Raw genomic sequence first — 18,487 nt, forward strand, 5'->3', positions numbered from 1 at the left:
TATAGCGATAAGCTGCTCACTTGTATTTATTCAGGCAAGGTACTTGATTGCGTAATAACTGGTATTGAGAGTGAAGGTAACGCAGTTATTGCCGAGATTTAATGGAATTGTTGAACGAAGCCGCTAATCGGTAGACAAATATCATTCATATTTTTATTCAGTAACATCGCTATGTTGGTGGTGTCTTACTGGAGTAACGACCATGAATGACCTAGAACACAAACACTTTGATTTCCTTTACCATCAAAATAGACATGTCTATTTTAGAATCGATTGTATGTGAGCTAACAAAATCACTGTAATACCTAAACTCTAAGTCTTCTCGCATGATTTCGCGATCTGAATTTTAAGCTAATTCATTAAACCGTTTATGAATACTGTTAGGTAGGTTTTTCAGTTGGATGCTTTTAAAAATTATAAAAAATACGGAATTTTTCAATTGATTTATGATGCACCTGAATTACCCAGTGACTAAAACTCACTGGGCAATCACTATACTTTGTTAAAATTAATCGGCATTAGTTTTAACAAAGTAATAATCAGTATCTTTACCTTTTATGTATGGGTATGGTTGCATTTTAATGTCAATAATTTTTCCACTTCCATACCAAACTAAATATTTTGAAGGTGGCGCATAAACAAAAACATCTTCATTATCAATTTTGTTATAAAGAACTTCCTGATTCATGTAAAACAAATGCATTCTCACAGAGGACAGTGTTTTTTGCTTATCTAAAAAATTTAAATGACTCTCATTCACTAAGCCTTCTACATTTGGTCCGCCAAATGTCATTTTGCAACCTTGTAGCTTCGCGGCATCGTGCACTTCTTGCTTTAGTTCACTGTTTCTAATTTTTTCGAGAAATGAGTGTATAACAGGTTTACACCCTATATTTTCATATGGCAAAGTAAAAGCCCAACTTCTTCCTTTATTAAACATTCTAATCGCTACATCTTTTTCAGCAGCATTATGTATTTGTGAAAATATTCTTAACGTACTATTAAATATTGCATCTGTCGCTTGCTTTTCAGTTGTGGCATTAGATAAGTGTATATATTTGAAAATTGATGAGTCGGCATCTGGTGTAAATAGTCCGGCAGTGAGTCCATTTAACGCAGAACCGAAAAGAGAGCCTCCAGCCGCCAAAGAAGAGCCAAACACAGCGCTACCAAAGCCACTACTAACAGTTGAATCTTTAATCTGTTCAGAATCATAAACTTCTTTAATCCCTGACATTTTAGCGAGCCTATATGCGATGCTACTATCGTTAGCGAATTTCCATCCACTCATTTCTAAAGGCTCATTACTTGGTGGGGTTGAAGCACAGGCAGTTAATAATGCGGCAGATAAACTCATTGTTAAAACATTTTTAAAATTCATTTTTTAAATCCTTTTGAACATTCACATCCATATTACCTCAAATTGATACAAGACAACCTTAATTATTTGTGTATTGTGCACTTATATGTTGAATTCAAGTGATGCTCCTTATTGCTCAGTTTATAAAATGATAAACCATTTAAAATTGAAGCTCTCAAAGTTAATTTAGGGGTAAAATAAAATCTATTGATATTTATACTAAAATAATAAATGAATTGTGAAAAGCACGTTAACTTGATAGAATTCGCGCCCTTTTTTGTAATAAATTATTAATGTCTTTGGGGACTTAAATGTTTAATTTGCTGTCAAAAGCGCCAAAATCAGCTAAAAATGATATTTTATCAGGTTTAACAGTTGCCTTGGCATTGGTTCCAGAGGCTGTTGCTTTTGCCTTTGTTGCGGGTGTAGAACCTCTTGTAGGTTTATATGCTGCCTTTATCGTAGGTTTAATTGCTGCCATAGTAGGTGGTCGTCCGGGTATGATTTCAGGTGCAACAGGTGCACTTGCAGTGGTAATGGTGAGTTTGGTAGCAGTACACGGAGTTGAGTATCTATTTGCGACTGTGCTCTTAATGGGCTTACTGCAAATTCTTGCCGGAGTATTTAAACTCGGTAAGTTCATTCGTATGGTGCCTCATCCTGTCATGCTGGGTTTTGTAAATGGCTTAGCCATCGTGATATTTTTAGCGCAACTTGGTCAATTCAAGGTGATGGATGAAGCGGGTACGTTGCAGTGGATGCAAGGTGAGGCTTTATATCTTATGTTAGGTTTAATAGCTTTAACTATGGCAATTATTCACTTTTTACCTAAGTTAACTTCTGCTGTGCCTTCAACTTTAGTGGCTATTGTTGTTGTAACGGGCCTAGTATTTGGTTTAGAGCTTGAATCTCGTACTGTTCTTGATTTCTTAAAAGATATGACAGGTGATTTAGATGCGACAATTGCAGGTGGTTTACCGAGTTTCCATATTCCTGTTGTGCCATTTACCCTTGAAACTTTATACATTATTTTACCTTATGCCCTAATTTTAGCGGCTATTGGTTTAATTGAGTCTTTATTAACTCTCACGCTCATCGATGAAATTACTCAAACACGTGGTAATGGAAATAGAGAATGTATTGGCCAAGGTGCTGCTAATATTACTTGTGGTGTATTTGGCGCTATGGGTGGGTGCGCTATGATAGGTCAGTCTATGATCAATATTAATTCTGGTGGTCGTAGTCGTTTATCAGGTATCAGTGCTGCTCTTATCTTATTAGCTTTTATATTAGTAGGTTCAAGTTTAATTGAGATGATCCCATTAGCTGCATTAGTGGGTGTGATGTTTATGGTTGTATTGGGCACGTTTGAATGGTCTAGTTTACGTATAATGAAAAAAGTACCAAAATCAGATGCTTTTGTTATTATTTTAGTATCGGCTGTAACTGTTGCAACTGACTTAGCAATTGCAGTGTGTGTGGGTGTAATCGTCTCTGCGCTTGTATTTGCTTGGGAGCATGCAAAGCATATTTACACTAATTCATATATTGATGAGAAAGGCTCTAAAGTATACGAATTACATGGTCCTATATTTTTTGGTTCAGTAAATAATTTTTTAGAATTATTTGATGTTAAAAATGACCCTAAAGATATCATCATTGAATTTAAATATAGTCGCGTAACAGATCACAGTGCCATAGATGCTATTGATACACTCGTTGAGCGTTATTCAAATACAGGTAAAACTTTGCATTTACGCCATTTAAGCGAAGACTGTAAAGAGTTATTATCTAAAGCTGCGGACTTAGTTGAAGTTAACGTAATTGAAGATCCAACTTATAAAGTTGCAGATAACCGTTTAGGTTAATGATTTAAAAATACAATTTTATAGTTATTAAAAAAACCTCAAATTTATATTTGAGGTTTTTTGTTTTAAATGTCATTAATTTATGCGTTTAATTGTAATAAAATCAAGATAGTTAACAGTGCCTTTTACTTTAGAGAATTTATAATAAAGTTAAGTTAAACTAAAAAATTAAGACTTTGAACTGGCAGCAATTAGTCGATAATCGACAAAGATTTTTTTGGGTATTACAAGTATCTGGTTGGATAGGGTACGGCCTATTAAACTACATTGGCTCAAAAGTATTTGAAATGCGTGATATTTATATCTTTGTCATTATTTTAAATGCTTATGCTGGCTGTTTAATGACAATTCCACTGAGGTATTTATATCGTAAGGTATGGAATAAAGGACCTTGGGTATTAATTTCTGTTGTTTTTACTGCATCTTATGTTACTGGCACACTTTGGTCTGTTTTACAAAAGTTTAATTTGTGGGAAATATACCGCCATGGTTTTAGGCCTGATGAATGGTTTTATTATTTTAGGGAAGGACTAGATTCGGTTTATATTATTTTATGTTGGAGTGGTTTGTACTTTGGCATTAAATATTATCAATTATTGCAAAGTGAAAGACAAAAATCTCTTAAAGCCACGACAATGGCCCATGAAGCGCAACTAAAAATGTTACGTTATCAGTTAAATCCTCATTTTTTATTTAATACCTTAAATGCAATTTCAACTTTGATTCTGATTGAAGAAAATAAAAATGCTAATCAAATGGTATCAAAGTTGAGTGGTTTTTTGCGTTATACCTTAAATACTGACCCTATAAAAAAAGTACCTTTAGAAAAAGAACTTTATGCCTTGGAGCTTTACCTTGAAATTGAAAAAGTTCGTTTTGAAGATAGGTTAACGGTCGACATCAAAATAAGCGAAGCCGCTAAAGCAGCATTAGTACCGAGTATGATTTTGCAACCTTTGATTGAAAATTCGATTAAATACGCAATAGCGGATAGGATAACGGGTGGTACGATAAATATAAAAGCCCAAATTTTTGCTAACGAACTATTATTAGAAGTTGATGATAATGGACCAGGTGCCGACTTAGAAGATGGTCAATTAAGAAAAATCTCAGGTGTGGGGATCGCAAATACTAAAGATCGACTCAAGACACTTTACGAGAACAACTATTCCTTTGTATTATCTAACAATGAACCGTCAGGTTTAAAAGTGAATATTCGCATACCGTTTGAAAGAATTTCTAAAAAGGTAATATCAAATGAATCGCATTAAAACAATCATTGTTGATGATGAACCTCTCGCACGAAAAGGTTTGGCTGTTAGATTAAAAGAATATAGCGAAATAGAGATTATCGCCTTATGTAAGAATGGTGATGAAGCAATTAACGTGTGTCAATCACAACAAATTGATTTGATTTTTTTAGATATTCAAATGCCTGGAAAAAATGGTTTTGATGTTGTTAAAACATTAGTGACGTTATCAACAAAATTACCAACAATTATATTTGTAACAGCTTTTGATCAATATGCTGTAAAAGCATTTGAAAACCATGCTTTAGATTATTTATTAAAACCCGTGGATGATAACAGACTAAAACAGGCGGTAGACAAAGTGCAAAGTTTTTTAAAAACACAACAAGATAATGTTCATAAAAACAAGTTGGCTTCTTTTGTTGCCGGATTAACTGGTAATAACTACGAAGAAATTTTAGAAAAGCTTGCTACGGGTGCAAAAATTGAAGAAAAACGTTTTCCTGAATCTATCGCTGTTAAAGAACAAGGTGAAATAGTACGTGTACCAACAGGTACGATTCAATGGGTTGATGCCGCAGGTGATTATATGTGCTTGCATACAAATGACGGTAAAACACATATTCTACGTAAAACAATGAAAGAACTGGAAGCGGAACTTGATCCAAAATTATTTGTAAGGGTACATCGCAGTGCAATTGTTAATACCAAGCAAATTAATAAGTTGGTAACACAGGTGAGCGGCGAGTATCAGTTAGTATTAGAAAACGGTCAAGAACTTAAAGTAAGCCGTAGTTATCGCGATAAAGTTAAAGCCGCACTTGCCAGTTAAAAACGTTTATATTTTTAGAAAAAAGGGTGATAAAATCACCCTTTTTTAATGTCTGATACAAAACCAATATGGCGCTATCTCCACAGAAAATATATCAAGATAAAGTGAAACAAACTAACTTTGTAGCGGATGCACAACAAATTATTGCAGTAAAAAAACTAGAAAATCTATATCAAAACTTAAAAAAAACAGAGCTTAAACAACCGAAAGGCATTTATTTATGGGGAGATGTTGGTCGGGGTAAAACATTTCTGATGGATTTGTTTTTTGACAGCTTAACAGATGATAAAAAACTGCGCTTACATTTTCATCATTTTATGGCAAAAATTCATACTGAACTCCATGTTGCATCGGGTCATAAGAACCCATTAAAAATAATAGCGAAAAAATTATCAAAGCAATGTAGAGTACTCTGTTTTGACGAATTTTTTGTATCTGATATTGGCGATGCTATGATTTTAGGACGTTTATTTGAGGCATTATTTGAACAAGGCATCACTTTAGTTGCTACCTCAAATATACCCATAAACAGACTTTATGAAAATGGTCTACAAAGACAGCAGTTTTTACCTACCATAGATTTATTAAATCAATATACTGATGAACTTCATTTAAATGGTGTACAAGATCATAGGTTACACCACCTTAATTTTGCACAAACTTATTTTTTAAGCACAGAAGATTTAACAGCTGTATTTAATAAAGCTAGAAATGAAAAAACTGTATTAAAAAATAATATCAGGATACTTGGTCGTGAAATTGAAACTGTAGCGCATGTGAATGATACTGCTTGGTTTACTTTTGATGCGGTATGTAATGGACCAAGATCACAACTGGATTATATTGAGCTGGCAAAAAAGTATAAAAATATATTTTTAAGTGAAGTTCCAAAGTTAGGTGGGCAGTGTCGAAGTTGGATCAAAGCACGAGGCACAGAAGATGGTGTAGAGGCCACTATCACTGGTGAAAGACAATTATCTTATGCGACACAAGATGATGCTGCACGACGGTTTATAAGCTTAATTGATGAGCTATATGATCAAAATACGAATGTATATATTTGTGCTGAAGTGCCACTTAATGAACTTTATGGTGGAGGTGCATTAAGCTTTGAGTTTAAACGCACCTTTAGCCGTCTATCTCAAATGCAATCCATTGAGTATTTAAATCAAAGTTGAATAAAAAATATTTTCTCTACTATACTGAAAAACAACATAAATAGAGGGGATAATGCAATGAACACAATAAAATCGGTATCAATTTTAATTCCTGCGGCATTCGTATTGATGGCATGCAGCAAAGCAGATCCGGTTCCTGTCAGTGAGTGTAAAAAAGTCGTAAACCATGTCAAAAAAGTCTTGGGTGAGCAGGCTCCTAGCAGTCGTAAAATGCTAAAACAGTGTAAAGCGGCATCAGATGAAGCACGGGGGTGTGTTTTAGCTGCTGATAAGCCGATGAAAATATTAAAGTGTGATTTTTAGATCTTTTCATCAAAAGTGAGCAGTTAACAATTTTTAAATACTCTTTAATGATAGAATTTGAGAATAGCTATTTATGGTATAAATCTTATGGCTATTTTTAATCGTTTAAATTAAAAATTTATTGAGTGAAAATATGAAAATATGGGTTGATGCTGACGCATGCCCTGTAGTGATAAAAGAAATATTATTTAGAGCTGCAGATAGAAAAAAAATTCAAGTGACTTTAGTTGCAAACCAATATATTAAAACACCACCTTCACCTTATATTAATCAAATCCAGGTCTCGTCTGGTTTTGATGTTGCAGATGATGAAATTGTTAAAAGAATGCAATCGGGTGATTTAGTGATCACAGGAGATATTCCTTTAGCAGCTGAAGTAATAGAAAAAGAAGGTATTGCATTAAATCCAAGAGGAGAGCTTTATACTAAAGATAATATTAAAGAGCGACTCAATATTAGGGATTTTATGGATACAATGCGATCTAGTGGTATCCAAACTGGGGGCCAAGCACCACTTAGCCAAACTGATAGGCAAAACTTTGCTAATAACTTAGATAAACTATTAGCACAAAACTTCAAAGCTAACGGATAGATTAAATAAAAAAGCAGGACTTTACTTGAATAAGCCCTGTAACTCATCTCGATAATTTAGTTTTGATATTGTGCTATCAGTGAGCTGATTTCATCTATAAAAATATCTATATCTTCACGAGAAATATCCAAATGTGTTACAAGGCGAATAGGGTGGCCGGGGCTTATTAAAATATCTTTAGCTTTAAGCGCTGTAACTAGGTGGTCAATACAAGAAGGTTTATTTAATTTAACAAATACCATATTGGTTTGCACATGATCTGGATTAGTCGTAACTCCGTTAATTTTATTTAAGTTTTGCGCTAAATATAAGGCATTTGCATGGTCTTGCTTTAATTTAGATACATTTTCAGCGAGTGCTATTTTGGCTGCTGCTGCTAAAATTCCGGCTTGTCGCATACCACCGCCTAATACTTTACGCCATCTTCTTGCTTTGGCTATTAACGCAGTAGAGCCTAATAATAAAGAACCGATAGGTGCACCTAAGCCTTTAGATAAACAAATTGTCATAGAGTCAAAATATTGTGATATTTCTGTAATTTCAACATTTAAAGCTGTTGCTGCATTATAGACACGGGCACCATCTAAATGTAGTTGTAACTTGTGTTCATTTACAAAATCACGTGCCTGCGCTAAATAACTTAAAGGCAATACTTTACCATTGATGGTATTTTCTAAACTTAATAAAGTGGTTCGTGCAAAATGAGGATCTATGGGTTTTATATAACTTTTTAATTTAGTGAAACATAAAGTGCCATCTTTTTCATTTTCTACGGGTTGTGGTTGAATTGAACCTAATATTGCAGCACCGCCACCTTCAAATTTGTAATTATGCGCTTGTTGCCCACATAAATATTCATCACCACGTTCACAATGTGACATTAAAGCTAATAAATTAGCTTGTGTACCAGAGCTACAAAATATAGCCGCTTCAAAATTATGCTGCTGAGCTACCCATGTTTCTAGTGCATTAATACTCGGATCATCACCATAAACATCATCGCCCACTTGTGCATCAAACATAGCTTGTTTCATGCTATCGCTTGGTCTGGTGACCGTATCTGAGCGAAAATCTATCATAGGTAAACCTTTATTTTGTGAGTTATGAGATTTTTAATATATTGGAATTTGGCTATTGGATCTACCATAATTTATGATATTAAATCTGTATATCAGAATGAATATCATGAAATTTATCATCATTTTATGTTTACTTTTTTATTTTATAGCGTTTGAAATCAAGACACACATAATGACGGTTTGCATAGATCATTATCCCCCTTTTCAAATTTTAAGCCCAAAACCGCAAGGTGAAAATATAGCGGCTATTAATGTATTAGCAAAAGTATTGAATTATGAAGTAAGGTTTGTTGAAGGAGCAAACTTTAAGTTTTGCATGAGAATGCTAAAGGAAGGACAGGTTGATATTTTGGCTGGATTAATAGATGAGCCAAAAAGGCGAGAGTTTGCTTATTTATTTCCTTATTATAATAAACCAGATAAAATTGATATTAAGTTAGTTAATTCAGTTGCTTGGCATAGTGGGGAGGATGCATTTAACGCCACTTTTATTGCTCAAAGTGGCACGTTAGATATTAATCGACTCCCTACTAATTCCGACATTCAAAAAGTACTCATTGCAAAACTAAATGAGATGAAACCGCTAGATCATAAAGGTTATCTAGCTGAAAACACACTTTATTTTGGTTTGAGTAAAAAAAGTAGGTTAAAAATAAAAGGCTCTGACTTTATAAAAATACAAAAAGCCTTTGAAACGGGATTATTTTCAAGAGCAATAGAGCAGTTTATAAAGTCACATAAAAATTTATATTAAGGCTGAGTTAGTTATCGATAGGTCATTTATAATTGCAACTCAATGGCTTCACGATCTTTTGTTGGCATGTTATTGACAACTAACATATATGAATTATCCATCATACGCTCAAGCTCTCCCTGCGGTATACTTCCGTTTAATATCACAGTATTCCATAAACGTTTATTCATATGGTAGCCAGGGATCACAGCATCAAAGATATCACGAAGTGCAAGTGCTTCATCGGGATCACATTTTAGGTTTACCCACCAGTCTTGCGCTTCACCATCTCCTTTGCCCATTTTACCTATCGACAAAGTTGCAAACATTTTATTTTTCACTTTAAAAACCATCACTTCATCACCAAAAGGGTGCTCAATTTTAGCTTCAGGTTTTGATGACAAATAGTTTTTAATTATTTCCATACTCATAGTTAGGATCCCTTATTAAGCAGCGCATTATTTTTTAAAAATTGTTTTATATCATGGAGCATTTTATCAAAATGAGGATTAAATGTAAGTCTAGCCATAGTTTTATCACTTGTCCCAAATTGTGCTGTGTTTTTTTCATGATTTTCACCAAAAGTATCTGTTTTGAGGCAGTTTATATACAAATTAGGTTCAGATAAGTAATGGCTACAGTTACGGTATTGAGAATTTTGACCATATAGTGGGTTGTAATAGGCATTTGTTACACCTGTATGTGATATATCTAATATTTTATAACATGGTTTTTTATCACATAATGCGATGGTGGTATTTGTATTTTCATCATATCGGCTTAGCATTGCATTTTTTGTTTCTTTTTTCTGCTGCCATTTTGAAAATAATTTATAAGAAGTTTCACTATTAATTGTATTGTCGACATCACTGCTAACAGCAAAAAATGGAATATTAAAGCTTTTACTAAGGGGTACATCGAGTAAGTCAGTGATATTTTCAGATAATAGATAAAATTGTGCTGCAGCATTAAGTGGAAAGGATTCATATTTAGCAAAATCGATATCGGCGGCCTTATCTAACCACGTTAAAAATGGTAAATAATTTAAATAAGGACTCAGCCAAGCATTAGATGATTTAGCTTCACTGCCTAAAGACCAAAATAGAGCTGCTTTAATTTTGTCATCTTTATTATTTTTTTGTAAATAATCAAAAATTAATGCGCCTCCCGTTGAAAAACCACCTAATAATACTTGTTCATAATCTTTTTTACTATTTTCAATAATATAGTGTGTTGCAAGTTGCCAATCTTTATAACTGGTTTTTGAAAGTTCAGTGGGTGTTGTACCATGTCCTGGTAATAATAATGTTCTGACATCAAAACCCATTTCATAAAATTGCTTGGATAAATCATGAAAGTGATAGGGGGTATCAGTTAATCCGTGGATCAATATAATAACTTTGTTGTTATTTTTAATTGTAAGCTCGTAAGGTGAAATTAAGTTTAAAACATTTGCCGTGTTGTTTTGTTTGTATTGTTGAAACATTGCTGTTTTATATTTTTCACAGGACCATAAAGCGCGAGGATTAGACTGAATAATTTGTTTTTTAGCAAATGCTAAGTATTCAGAAAAAGGCGTTTCGACTGTGTAATCAAAATTGATCTTTGCGCTTTTATCACGCGAAAATTCATTTCTATAAGTACCTTGATTGATCAGTTTTTGATGGATCTGCGTATTTGATATTAAATTATCACAGGTATTATTTGCAAAACTGAGACCTGAAAATGTAAACAATATTAAATAAAAACTTAACTTTATCGGCATTATAAAATTCACTATATGTAATAATTAGCCGTATTAAATAAAAAAATAAAACATAAATAAAGGAAAAAGATGAAAGTATTGATATTTTTAACTCTGACTTTGTTAAGTGGGTGTCAATTAATACCTGAACCAGTACCAAAAAAATCTCAATTGGAAATTGCAGGTTTGGCATTTTATAATAATACTGATTTTGAAATAAATCAGATATCACTAAAAGTGAAAGCAACAGGGCGCATGGTTGCTTGTACTAGCATTGGCCCTAAAAGTTATTGTGGCACAGGGTTTCCTGTTAAATATTATCAGGCGGCCCAATTAATTGTGTTTTGGAAAGATAATCAATCACAAGAATTTGAACATGACCTCATAATTCCTTTTCCTAAAAAATATCAATTAAATACGCCTTATATTGCAGTACTAAAAATAAAGGATAATGGCCAGTTTGAAAGTTTTTTCCGGGTTGAGAAATAAAGTGGTAAATATTGAATTAAAATCTGTTTATCGTGTTTTAAACTTAAACACACAATAAGCGTTTAACTTGTTTAGCGCAAACTATGGCATATACTTTATAAACAATGGTTCAATTATTAGGAATGACAATGAATACTCATGAAGTTAAAGCTGGCATGTTTGTTGAGTATCATATGAGCTTGTCTGAAGTCATAGCAGTTAATCGTACAACTGAAGTCGCCCTTATCCAAAGACACAGTGATCATCAAAAATTTGTTGTTAATGTGGTTGATTTATTTGAAGACCGCCAACTTAATTCTGATAGTGATATGTATTATTGGGGATGTTAATTCAGTTTTATCGATTAAGCCATGAAGTGCTATTAAAACATTTCATGGCTTAATGTTAATTAACTGGCTGCTTTATCAAATTGCAATTCACATAACCGATTATACAAAGATGAAGAGTGTATTAATGAGCTGTGAGTACCTGTATCTACGATTTTTCCTTTATCCATAACCACAATTAAGTCAGCATGTAAAACGGTTGCAAGCCTGTGCGCTATGATCACGGTTGTTCTATCTTTCATTAACTCATCTAAAGCTGCTTGAACATGATATTCACTCTGGGCATCAAGTGCGCTGGTGGCTTCATCCAGTAATAAAATGTCAGGATCTTTTAATATGGCTCTGGCAAGTGCTATACGTTGTTTTTGACCGCCTGAAAGTCGAACCCCTTGTTCTCCTAAAAAGCTACCGTACCCTTGAGGTAAGTTTTCAATAAATTCATGCGCATGTGCTTTTTTAGCTGCGTCGAACACTTCCTCATCCGAGGCATCTGGTTTGCCATAACGTATGTTATGCCATACATCTGAGCTAAATAGTATTGGATGTTGCGGCACCATGCCCATAGTATGGCGTAATTCACTTAAATCTACTTTTGTAATATCGGCATTATTAAGTTTAATTTCACCAGATTGTGGATCATAAAACCTTTGTAATAACTCAAACATGGTGGTTTTACCAGCACCTGAAGGGCCGACTAATGCGACTGTTTTACCATTAGGTATGCTTAAATGAATGTTTTGAAGTGCAGGAGCGTCAGGCCTTGATGGATAACAAAAATTAACATGTTCAAACTGAACTGCAATTGGGTTTGATTTTTCGACTTCAATGGGGCTGTCAGTTGTGGTGATATCACTTTTAACTTTAAGTAATTCCAGTAATCTGGTAGCTGATCCTGCAGCTCTTTGCAGTTCACCATAAACTTCAGCAATTGTAGCAACCGACATAGCAACCATAATTGCATAAAATACAAAAGCACCTAACTCACCACCAGACATTTTGCCTGAGAGTACATCCATGCCGCCAATCCATAACATAAAGCTAATTGCCGAAAAAGTGAGAAATATGACAACTGCAATTAGAAATGAGCGCTGTCTTACCCGTTTTTTAGCAACTTCAAAGGCTTTTTCAACTTCAGAACCAAATGCATTTTTTTCTTTTGTTTCATGATTATAACTTTGTACGACTTTAATATTTTGAATTATTTCACCCGCGTAAGTACCAATGTCGGCAATAGCATCCTGGCTACTTGAAGCCAGTTTTCTGACTTTTCGGCCAAAAACCATCATGGGTACTAAAATAAGGGGAACACATACTAAAACAATTAAGGTGAGTTTTAAATTTGTAATGAGTAGCATAATAATGCCGCCAATTAACATTAAAAAGCTACGCAGTGCCATTGAAAATGAGGAACCCACAATAGATTGCAATAATGCAGTATCCGTTGTCAGGCGAGACATAATTTCGCCACTTCGATTTTCTTCAAAGTAACTAGGGTGTAGGGTTACAATTTTATTAAATACGGCTTTTCTGATATCGCCACTGACACGTTCACCTAATAATGACATTAAGAAAAACCGGCAAAAAGTACCTATAGCCAATAAGCTGATCAAACCAATTAATATTAAAATAGCAGAGCTAAGCTGCTCTTGAGAACCTGCAATAAAACCATTATCTATGACAAACTTAACCCCTTGACCTAATGATAAATTGACCGAAGCGGTTAATAAAAGAGCCAATAAAGCACTGGCAACCATGACTTTATAAGGCTTTATAAAGGCAAAAATGGGTAATAAACTGGTAAATGCTTTGTCTGATTTTTTATCGGTCACAATAATCTTAAATAAAGAGGCTTTAACATTTAATGGATGCAAATTATTTTAATTCAACTGTGTTAGGATTTTATAATATGTTTCAAAATGTAAAAATAATAATGATAAATTTACCAAATTTAATAGATAGTACCCTTTCACTTAATAATAATATCGTGATATTGCGATTTAATCGCGATGATGTGAGAAATGCTTTAACAGGTACATCCATCACAGATGATATTGTAACAACAGTTGAATGGATCAATAAAACACCTTCAATTGCAGTACTAATAATGACAGGAGAAGGCGCTGCATTTTCCTCCGGGGGCAATATCAAGGATATGGCAAATAGAAGTGGTGACTTTGCCGGTGATGTGCAAGAACTTGAAGTACGATACAGACAAGGTATTCAACGTATTCCACTTGCGATACAAAAGCTAGAAGTACCTGTCATAGCGGCTATAAATGGTCCTGCAATTGGGGCTGGATTTGATATTGCGAATATGTGTGATTTACGCCTTGCATCTACTAAAGCTAAATTTGGTGAAACTTTTTCTAATTTAGGTTTGATCCCCGGTGATGGTGGAGCTTGGTTTATGCAACGTATAATAGGGTATCAAAAAGCCGCAGAACTAACATTTACCGGCAGAATAATAGATGCCATGGAGGCAAGAGAAATCGGTATAGTATTAGATGTTGTTACACCTAGCGAGTTAATGCCCAAAGCACTATCATTAGCGAAACAAATTGCAGATAAACCCACGGCATCTTTACGGTTAACAAAACGTTTAATGAAGATGGCACAAAGAACTGAGCTTACTGACTTTTTAGATATTTGTGCAGTGTTTCAGGGGATGTGCCATAACAACCCGGAACATTTAGGTGCAGTGAATACTTTGATGGAAAAATTGGCAAAATGATTTAGTACGAAAATTAATCGATTAAATGTCGTTTAACGACTATTTTTAATAGACTTGGTATTAGCACTTTGGTGACATTATGCATACTACCTTACTATTATTAATGTTTTTTGTGCTTTCAATCATATTTGGCATAATTTTACGGCGTTTATTACAAAATACTGCAATTCCTTATTCGGTCGCATTATTATTATTGGGCATGTTAATTGGTAGTTTGTTAGATATTGAGTTACAAACGCCAATCTTTCATGAGGTGAAAGCTGCATTCTCTCTTGCGAGTCAGCTTGATGCAAATTTAATTATGTTTATCTTTCTACCTGCCTTAGTTTTTGAGTCTGCCTTTTCACTTGAAGTGCATTTATTTAAACGCATGTTGTCACAAATTGCATTATTGGCAATTCCGGGGTTAATAATCTGCACCTTATTTACTGCTGCTTTAAGTCTTTGGGTATTACCTTGGCAGTGGTCTCTTCCCACTGCACTTATGTTTGGCGCCATTGTCAGTGCCACAGATCCCGTTGCGGTTGTGTCTTTATTAAAAGAAATGTGTTCAAGAGCTAGATTGCAAACTTTGATTGAAGGGGAGTCACTACTTAATGATGGTACAGCTATTGTTTTATTCACATTATTTTTAACTTTAGCAACACAAATAGAACCAGAATTTAATACATTTGAGGTTATCTTTGAGTTTATGCGAGTTGTTTCAATTGGTGTCGTAATTGGTGCTGTTGTAGCCGTTGTAAGTTTAAAATTTATAAGCTCTTTATTTAATGATAGCTTAATTGAAATAGCCCTGACTTTAGTTTTGCCTTATGTTGTTTTTTATACATCTGAGCATATATTTCATGCATCGGGTGTTGTGAGCGTTGTTACTTTAGCTTTAATTTATGCTGGACCTGGTCGTACGCGTTTTTCACCTGAAGTGATGGAGCATTTACACCATTTTTGGCATACCTTATCGTTTTTATTTAATACGCTAATTTTCATTTTAGTCGGTTTAGTTGTTTCAACACGTTTAGGTGTTACTGATTTAGCTAATTGGCAATATTTAATGGTTATATTTGCTGGGGTTTTAGTGATACGCACCATAGCCGTTGTTGGTTTAATGCCTGTTTTAGCACGAATTGGTATTGGCTTAACCAAAGAAAAATCAATTGTTCTTATTTGGGGAGGTTTAAGGGGGGCGGTTTCATTAGCGTTAGCATTGATTGTTGCAACGAATGAGTCTTTAGATATCCAACTTAGAGATCAAATTTTATTTTTAACTGCGGGAATAGTTGTTTTAACCATAATTGTAAATGGGTCCTCAATGCGGTTTGTTATGGCAAAGTTAGGGTTAGATAAATTACCTAAAGCAAAACAACAAACACTTGCTAAAGTACAAGATAAGGTATCGGATGAGATTATTAAAGTAAGAGAAAGTTTGCAAGTGGACCCAAATTTAAAAGCGGTTAATTGGCCTTTGGTTGACAAAAATATCATTGCAATCGCCAGCCCTTATAAAAATGAAGAGGAAATAGATACGCAGGTTGAATATTTACGTAAATTATTAGAGTCTGAACGTCAGTTTTATTGGAATCAATTCTCAAAAGGTTTATTGGGTACTAGTGCAACACAAATTTTAGTTCAGGCAATTGAAAAGTCACTTGATGGTACACCAAAAATTTGGCCAAGGCCTTATATAGAGTCGCATTGGAAAATGCCAACTTGGATTGATAGAATGCAATCATTACCGTTGTTTGGATCATATGCACGCTCATTTGGTTATAAACAACATGTGATTGTTTTTGAAAGTGCCAGAGGGTTATTTGAAGCTAGTGAGTATATTTTAAGTATTGCCCCCAGTTTATCTTTAGAGCCAAGTCAGTTAGAAAAAGCAATTAAACAAACAAAGTTAGTCAATGAGTTTGCAATTGCGGCTTTAGATGGTTTTAGGCAAAAATCGCCCCATTTAGTTGAACGTGTTGAGTCTTATCTAGCCCTTAGGATTTTACTTAATACTGAACGCAAAAAGATACAGGAGCTAGCACATGAAGGCATGATTTCAGAAGTGGATGCTGAGAAGCTGATTGAAGAAGTTGAATTTAAAATGCATGAAAGTAAAAAGAAAAATAAGTAAGGGAATTTGAATGTGTTGATATTAAGTTTTGTTATGTATTAGTAAGACGCAGTGAGCTTATGTATGGGGCTCTGTACCATCATCCTTGATGGTGGAACTTACTCATTACATATCAAAACTTATTTGCTAAAAAATGATGTTATTTATTTACAAAAAAAGCTTTCATGGCCGTGTACATAGCATAAATATCCACTTTTGATGCCACAGCATAAGGGGAGTGCATACCTAATACTGGTACTCCAAAGTCAATTACATCCATATTATTTTCAGATAAAGCACTGCCAATCGTACCGCCTGATGCTTTCCCTTTGTAGGTGCTTGTTTGCCATAAAATATCAGCATTATCTAAATAATTACGTGTCCATGCTATATATTCAGAGTTGGCATTAAAGCCGCCACCATATAGTTTAATATTAATACCTTCGCCTAATTTAGGAGCATTGCCAAGCTCCCACACACCAGGCCAATTAGGGTTTACGCCTGGATTAACATCTACAGAGATTACTTTTGTTTTACGTAAAGTTTTACGTAACAGGTAATCATTATAGGTGCTTGGAGATTGTTGATATAATAGTTGGCTAATGGTGTCGACTAAATAACTAGAATCTGCGCCAGTATTATTTAAATTCCCCACTTCTTCGTTATCAACTAAAAAAGTAATCGCTGTATATTCTGGTTTTTTAACTTCTAGAATAGACTTTACGGCAGCAAAAGATGAAATTTTATCATCGTGGCCATAAGCTGCGACCATGGAACGATCTAAGCCCACATCTCTAGGTTTTACTGCTGGTACAAGTGCAAGTTCAGCAGAAACTAAATCCGCGATACTGATGTCATAATTTGTTTTTAAAAAATTAATTACTTCTTGTTTTACAGTTGAATCATTACCGGGCTTAGAAGCGATAATAATATCTAACTCTTCTTTTTTGATAACGTCTCTGTTTGTACGTTTGCGATAATCTCGGTCAACATGAGGTGCCAAGTCAGGAATAATTAAAATAGGATCATTTTCATTTAGACCTATATTGATATCTACATGTGTACCATCTTTTTTATCAACACGGCCGATTAAGGCTAAAGGAATATTCACCCACTGGTAGTTTTTCATTCCGCCATGGGTATAAGTTTGAAAAAGTGCAAATCCATTTTTCTCATAAAGAGGGCGGCCTTTTAACTCTATTCTTGGCGAGTCGATATGAGCACCTGCAATGCGAACACCTTCTTTAACTGGCTTTGAACCTATTACCATTAAAGTCATAGCACGATCTCGATTTATGCTATATAACTTAGCACCAGGGACAATTTGGCTATTTTCTGTAAGCTCATTAAAGCCTGATTGTTCAACTAATTTTTTTGTTTCAGATACAAAAGTAAGCTCAGTTCGCGCTTGATCTATAAATGACTTGTATTCTTCATTATATGACTGAACTTGTTTCAATTCTGATTTTGATAAAGCGAGCCAAGAATTTTTTATTTCTTCTTTAGCGATAACACTTGGGATTGTAAGAGAGGTTATTATTGTAGCGGCAAGTAAAAATTTTTTACGCATTTTAATTATCAATTATTTTGAGATTTTAATATGGTAGAGGGCAATGCTATTTTTAGCAATGTTGTTCCTCCCTGAGAATTGGCTATTTGTCTCTTAAATCTATATTGGTTACACTTAGCGCTCATTTAAAAGAGGTAAATCATGGGTAAACAAAAAACAAATGCAGTTGATTTAGGAAAAGGCACCATTAAAGATAATTATTTAGCTGCATTGGTGACATCAAAAGTATTTCAAACAAAAGTGGTTAATGCTAAAAAAGGAAAAGGTTCATATAAAAGAAAAGAAAAACATAAAGGACGAGAGTCCTATTTAATAGCTGCTTAATAGCACTTAT

18 protein-coding genes are annotated in these 18,487 nt (G+C 34.2%); 12 read left to right on the forward strand and 6 right to left on the reverse strand.

The window, feature by feature from the left end:
• Positions 1 to 508: 508 nt before the first annotated feature.
• Entirely contained in the window at positions 509 to 1,381 is an 873-nt protein-coding gene (locus tag BM088_RS18935; RefSeq protein ID WP_091988315.1) for a hypothetical protein, read from the reverse strand.
• Positions 1,382 to 1,671: 290 nt separating this feature from the next.
• Here BM088_RS18935 and BM088_RS18940 point away from each other — a divergent pair, with 290 nt between their 5' ends.
• The 6 genes from BM088_RS18940 (at position 1,672) to BM088_RS18965 (ending at position 7,383) form a co-directional block, all read left to right on the forward strand.
• Positions 1,672 to 3,228 carry a SulP family inorganic anion transporter gene (locus BM088_RS18940; RefSeq protein ID WP_091988316.1) on the forward strand — a complete coding sequence of 519 codons (1,557 nt, stop codon included), beginning with the start codon at positions 1,672 to 1,674 and terminating at the stop codon, positions 3,226 to 3,228.
• Positions 3,229 to 3,404: 176 nt separating this feature from the next.
• The gene (locus tag BM088_RS18945; RefSeq protein ID WP_091988318.1) at positions 3,405 to 4,499 is read left to right on the forward strand and encodes a sensor histidine kinase; all 1,095 of its coding nucleotides are present in this window, start codon (positions 3,405 to 3,407) and stop codon (positions 4,497 to 4,499) included.
• Positions 4,486 to 5,310, forward strand: a complete 825-nt coding sequence (locus tag BM088_RS18950; protein ID WP_091988320.1) for a LytR/AlgR family response regulator transcription factor — start codon at positions 4,486 to 4,488, stop codon at positions 5,308 to 5,310. Before BM088_RS18945 ends, BM088_RS18950 begins: the two co-directional genes overlap by 14 nt.
• A 68-nt stretch (positions 5,311 to 5,378) precedes the next feature.
• On the forward strand, positions 5,379 to 6,488 hold the full coding sequence (zapE, locus tag BM088_RS18955) for a cell division protein ZapE (protein ID WP_091988322.1): 1,110 nt from the start codon (positions 5,379 to 5,381) through the stop codon (positions 6,486 to 6,488).
• Positions 6,489 to 6,545: 57 nt separating this feature from the next.
• Positions 6,546 to 6,791, forward strand: a complete 246-nt coding sequence (locus tag BM088_RS18960) for a hypothetical protein (RefSeq protein ID WP_091988325.1) — start codon at positions 6,546 to 6,548, stop codon at positions 6,789 to 6,791.
• Between the two features lie 133 nt (positions 6,792 to 6,924).
• On the forward strand, positions 6,925 to 7,383 hold the full coding sequence (locus tag BM088_RS18965; RefSeq protein WP_091988328.1) for a YaiI/YqxD family protein: 459 nt from the start codon (positions 6,925 to 6,927) through the stop codon (positions 7,381 to 7,383).
• 56 nt (positions 7,384 to 7,439) lie between these two features.
• On the opposite strand, the gene ltaE is transcribed toward BM088_RS18965, so the two are convergent.
• Positions 7,440 to 8,462, reverse strand: a complete 1,023-nt coding sequence (gene ltaE / locus BM088_RS18970; protein WP_091988331.1) for a low-specificity L-threonine aldolase — start codon at positions 8,460 to 8,462, stop codon at positions 7,440 to 7,442.
• A gap of 172 nt (positions 8,463 to 8,634) precedes the next feature.
• Between ltaE and BM088_RS18975 the strand changes: the two genes are divergently transcribed.
• Positions 8,635 to 9,216, forward strand: a complete 582-nt coding sequence (locus tag BM088_RS18975) for a transporter substrate-binding domain-containing protein (protein WP_177208107.1) — start codon at positions 8,635 to 8,637, stop codon at positions 9,214 to 9,216.
• A gap of 26 nt (positions 9,217 to 9,242) precedes the next feature.
• On the opposite strand, the gene BM088_RS18980 is transcribed toward BM088_RS18975, so the two are convergent.
• Both BM088_RS18980 and BM088_RS18985 read right to left on the reverse strand, forming a co-directional pair.
• A complete protein-coding gene (locus BM088_RS18980) occupies positions 9,243 to 9,626 on the reverse strand; it encodes an MmcQ/YjbR family DNA-binding protein (RefSeq protein WP_091988336.1) in 384 nt (127 codons plus the stop codon).
• Between the two features lie 2 nt (positions 9,627 to 9,628).
• Complete coding sequence (locus tag BM088_RS18985; protein ID WP_091988339.1) at positions 9,629 to 10,960, reverse strand: alpha/beta hydrolase; 1,332 nt, start codon at positions 10,958 to 10,960, stop codon at positions 9,629 to 9,631.
• Between the two features lie 69 nt (positions 10,961 to 11,029).
• Between BM088_RS18985 and BM088_RS18990 the strand changes: the two genes are divergently transcribed.
• A complete protein-coding gene (locus BM088_RS18990; RefSeq protein ID WP_091988342.1) occupies positions 11,030 to 11,428 on the forward strand; it encodes a hypothetical protein in 399 nt (132 codons plus the stop codon).
• Positions 11,429 to 11,556: 128 nt separating this feature from the next.
• Positions 11,557 to 11,757 (forward strand): hypothetical protein, encoded by a 201-nt coding sequence (locus tag BM088_RS18995; protein WP_091988345.1) that lies wholly within the window; start codon positions 11,557 to 11,559, stop codon positions 11,755 to 11,757.
• Positions 11,758 to 11,816: 59 nt separating this feature from the next.
• Here the strand turns inward: BM088_RS18995 and BM088_RS19000 are convergent, their stop codons facing one another.
• A complete protein-coding gene (locus BM088_RS19000; RefSeq protein ID WP_091988423.1) occupies positions 11,817 to 13,586 on the reverse strand; it encodes an ABC transporter transmembrane domain-containing protein in 1,770 nt (589 codons plus the stop codon).
• 74 nt (positions 13,587 to 13,660) lie between these two features.
• Between BM088_RS19000 and BM088_RS19005 the strand changes: the two genes are divergently transcribed.
• Both BM088_RS19005 and BM088_RS19010 read left to right on the forward strand, forming a co-directional pair.
• The gene (locus BM088_RS19005; RefSeq protein WP_245763867.1) at positions 13,661 to 14,485 is read left to right on the forward strand and encodes an enoyl-CoA hydratase-related protein; all 825 of its coding nucleotides are present in this window, start codon (positions 13,661 to 13,663) and stop codon (positions 14,483 to 14,485) included.
• A 79-nt stretch (positions 14,486 to 14,564) separates the two neighbouring features.
• Complete coding sequence (locus BM088_RS19010; protein WP_091988348.1) at positions 14,565 to 16,604, forward strand: cation:proton antiporter; 2,040 nt, start codon at positions 14,565 to 14,567, stop codon at positions 16,602 to 16,604.
• Between the two features lie 139 nt (positions 16,605 to 16,743).
• On the opposite strand, the gene BM088_RS19015 is transcribed toward BM088_RS19010, so the two are convergent.
• Positions 16,744 to 18,153: a zinc-binding metallopeptidase family protein gene (locus tag BM088_RS19015; RefSeq protein ID WP_091988352.1), complete on the reverse strand. Its 1,410-nt coding sequence runs from the start codon at positions 18,151 to 18,153 to the stop codon at positions 16,744 to 16,746.
• A 141-nt stretch (positions 18,154 to 18,294) separates the two neighbouring features.
• Here BM088_RS19015 and arfA point away from each other — a divergent pair, with 141 nt between their 5' ends.
• On the forward strand, positions 18,295 to 18,477 hold the full coding sequence (gene arfA / locus BM088_RS19020; RefSeq protein ID WP_091988355.1) for an alternative ribosome rescue factor ArfA: 183 nt from the start codon (positions 18,295 to 18,297) through the stop codon (positions 18,475 to 18,477).
• Positions 18,478 to 18,487 lie beyond the last annotated feature (10 nt).

This window comes from Pseudoalteromonas denitrificans DSM 6059 (assembly GCF_900112265.1).
GTDB classification, from domain to species: domain Bacteria; phylum Pseudomonadota; class Gammaproteobacteria; order Enterobacterales; family Alteromonadaceae; genus Pseudoalteromonas; species Pseudoalteromonas denitrificans.

Excerpts from the sequence above, each read along its gene's own strand:
- BM088_RS18935 (WP_091988315.1), bottom strand. The coding sequence starts at position 1,381 with ATGAATTTTAAAAATGTTTTAACAATGAGTTTATCTGCCGCATTATTA.
- BM088_RS18940 (WP_091988316.1), top strand. The coding sequence starts at position 1,672 with ATGTTTAATTTGCTGTCAAAAGCGCCAAAATCAGCTAAAAATGATATT.
- BM088_RS18950 (WP_091988320.1), top strand. The coding sequence starts at position 4,486 with ATGAATCGCATTAAAACAATCATTGTTGATGATGAACCTCTCGCACGA.
- zapE (WP_091988322.1), top strand. The coding sequence starts at position 5,379 with ATGGCGCTATCTCCACAGAAAATATATCAAGATAAAGTGAAACAAACT.
- BM088_RS18960 (WP_091988325.1), top strand. The coding sequence starts at position 6,546 with ATGAACACAATAAAATCGGTATCAATTTTAATTCCTGCGGCATTCGTA.
- BM088_RS18965 (WP_091988328.1), top strand. The coding sequence starts at position 6,925 with ATGAAAATATGGGTTGATGCTGACGCATGCCCTGTAGTGATAAAAGAA.
- ltaE (WP_091988331.1), bottom strand. The coding sequence starts at position 8,462 with ATGATAGATTTTCGCTCAGATACGGTCACCAGACCAAGCGATAGCATG.
- BM088_RS18975 (WP_177208107.1), top strand. The coding sequence starts at position 8,635 with ATGACGGTTTGCATAGATCATTATCCCCCTTTTCAAATTTTAAGCCCA.
- BM088_RS18980 (WP_091988336.1), bottom strand. The coding sequence starts at position 9,626 with ATGAGTATGGAAATAATTAAAAACTATTTGTCATCAAAACCTGAAGCT.
- BM088_RS18985 (WP_091988339.1), bottom strand. The coding sequence starts at position 10,960 with ATGCCGATAAAGTTAAGTTTTTATTTAATATTGTTTACATTTTCAGGT.
- BM088_RS18990 (WP_091988342.1), top strand. The coding sequence starts at position 11,030 with ATGAAAGTATTGATATTTTTAACTCTGACTTTGTTAAGTGGGTGTCAA.
- BM088_RS18995 (WP_091988345.1), top strand. The coding sequence starts at position 11,557 with ATGAATACTCATGAAGTTAAAGCTGGCATGTTTGTTGAGTATCATATG.
- BM088_RS19005 (WP_245763867.1), top strand. The coding sequence starts at position 13,661 with ATGTTTCAAAATGTAAAAATAATAATGATAAATTTACCAAATTTAATA.
- BM088_RS19010 (WP_091988348.1), top strand. The coding sequence starts at position 14,565 with ATGCATACTACCTTACTATTATTAATGTTTTTTGTGCTTTCAATCATA.
- BM088_RS19015 (WP_091988352.1), bottom strand. The coding sequence starts at position 18,153 with ATGCGTAAAAAATTTTTACTTGCCGCTACAATAATAACCTCTCTTACA.
- arfA (WP_091988355.1), top strand. The coding sequence starts at position 18,295 with ATGGGTAAACAAAAAACAAATGCAGTTGATTTAGGAAAAGGCACCATT.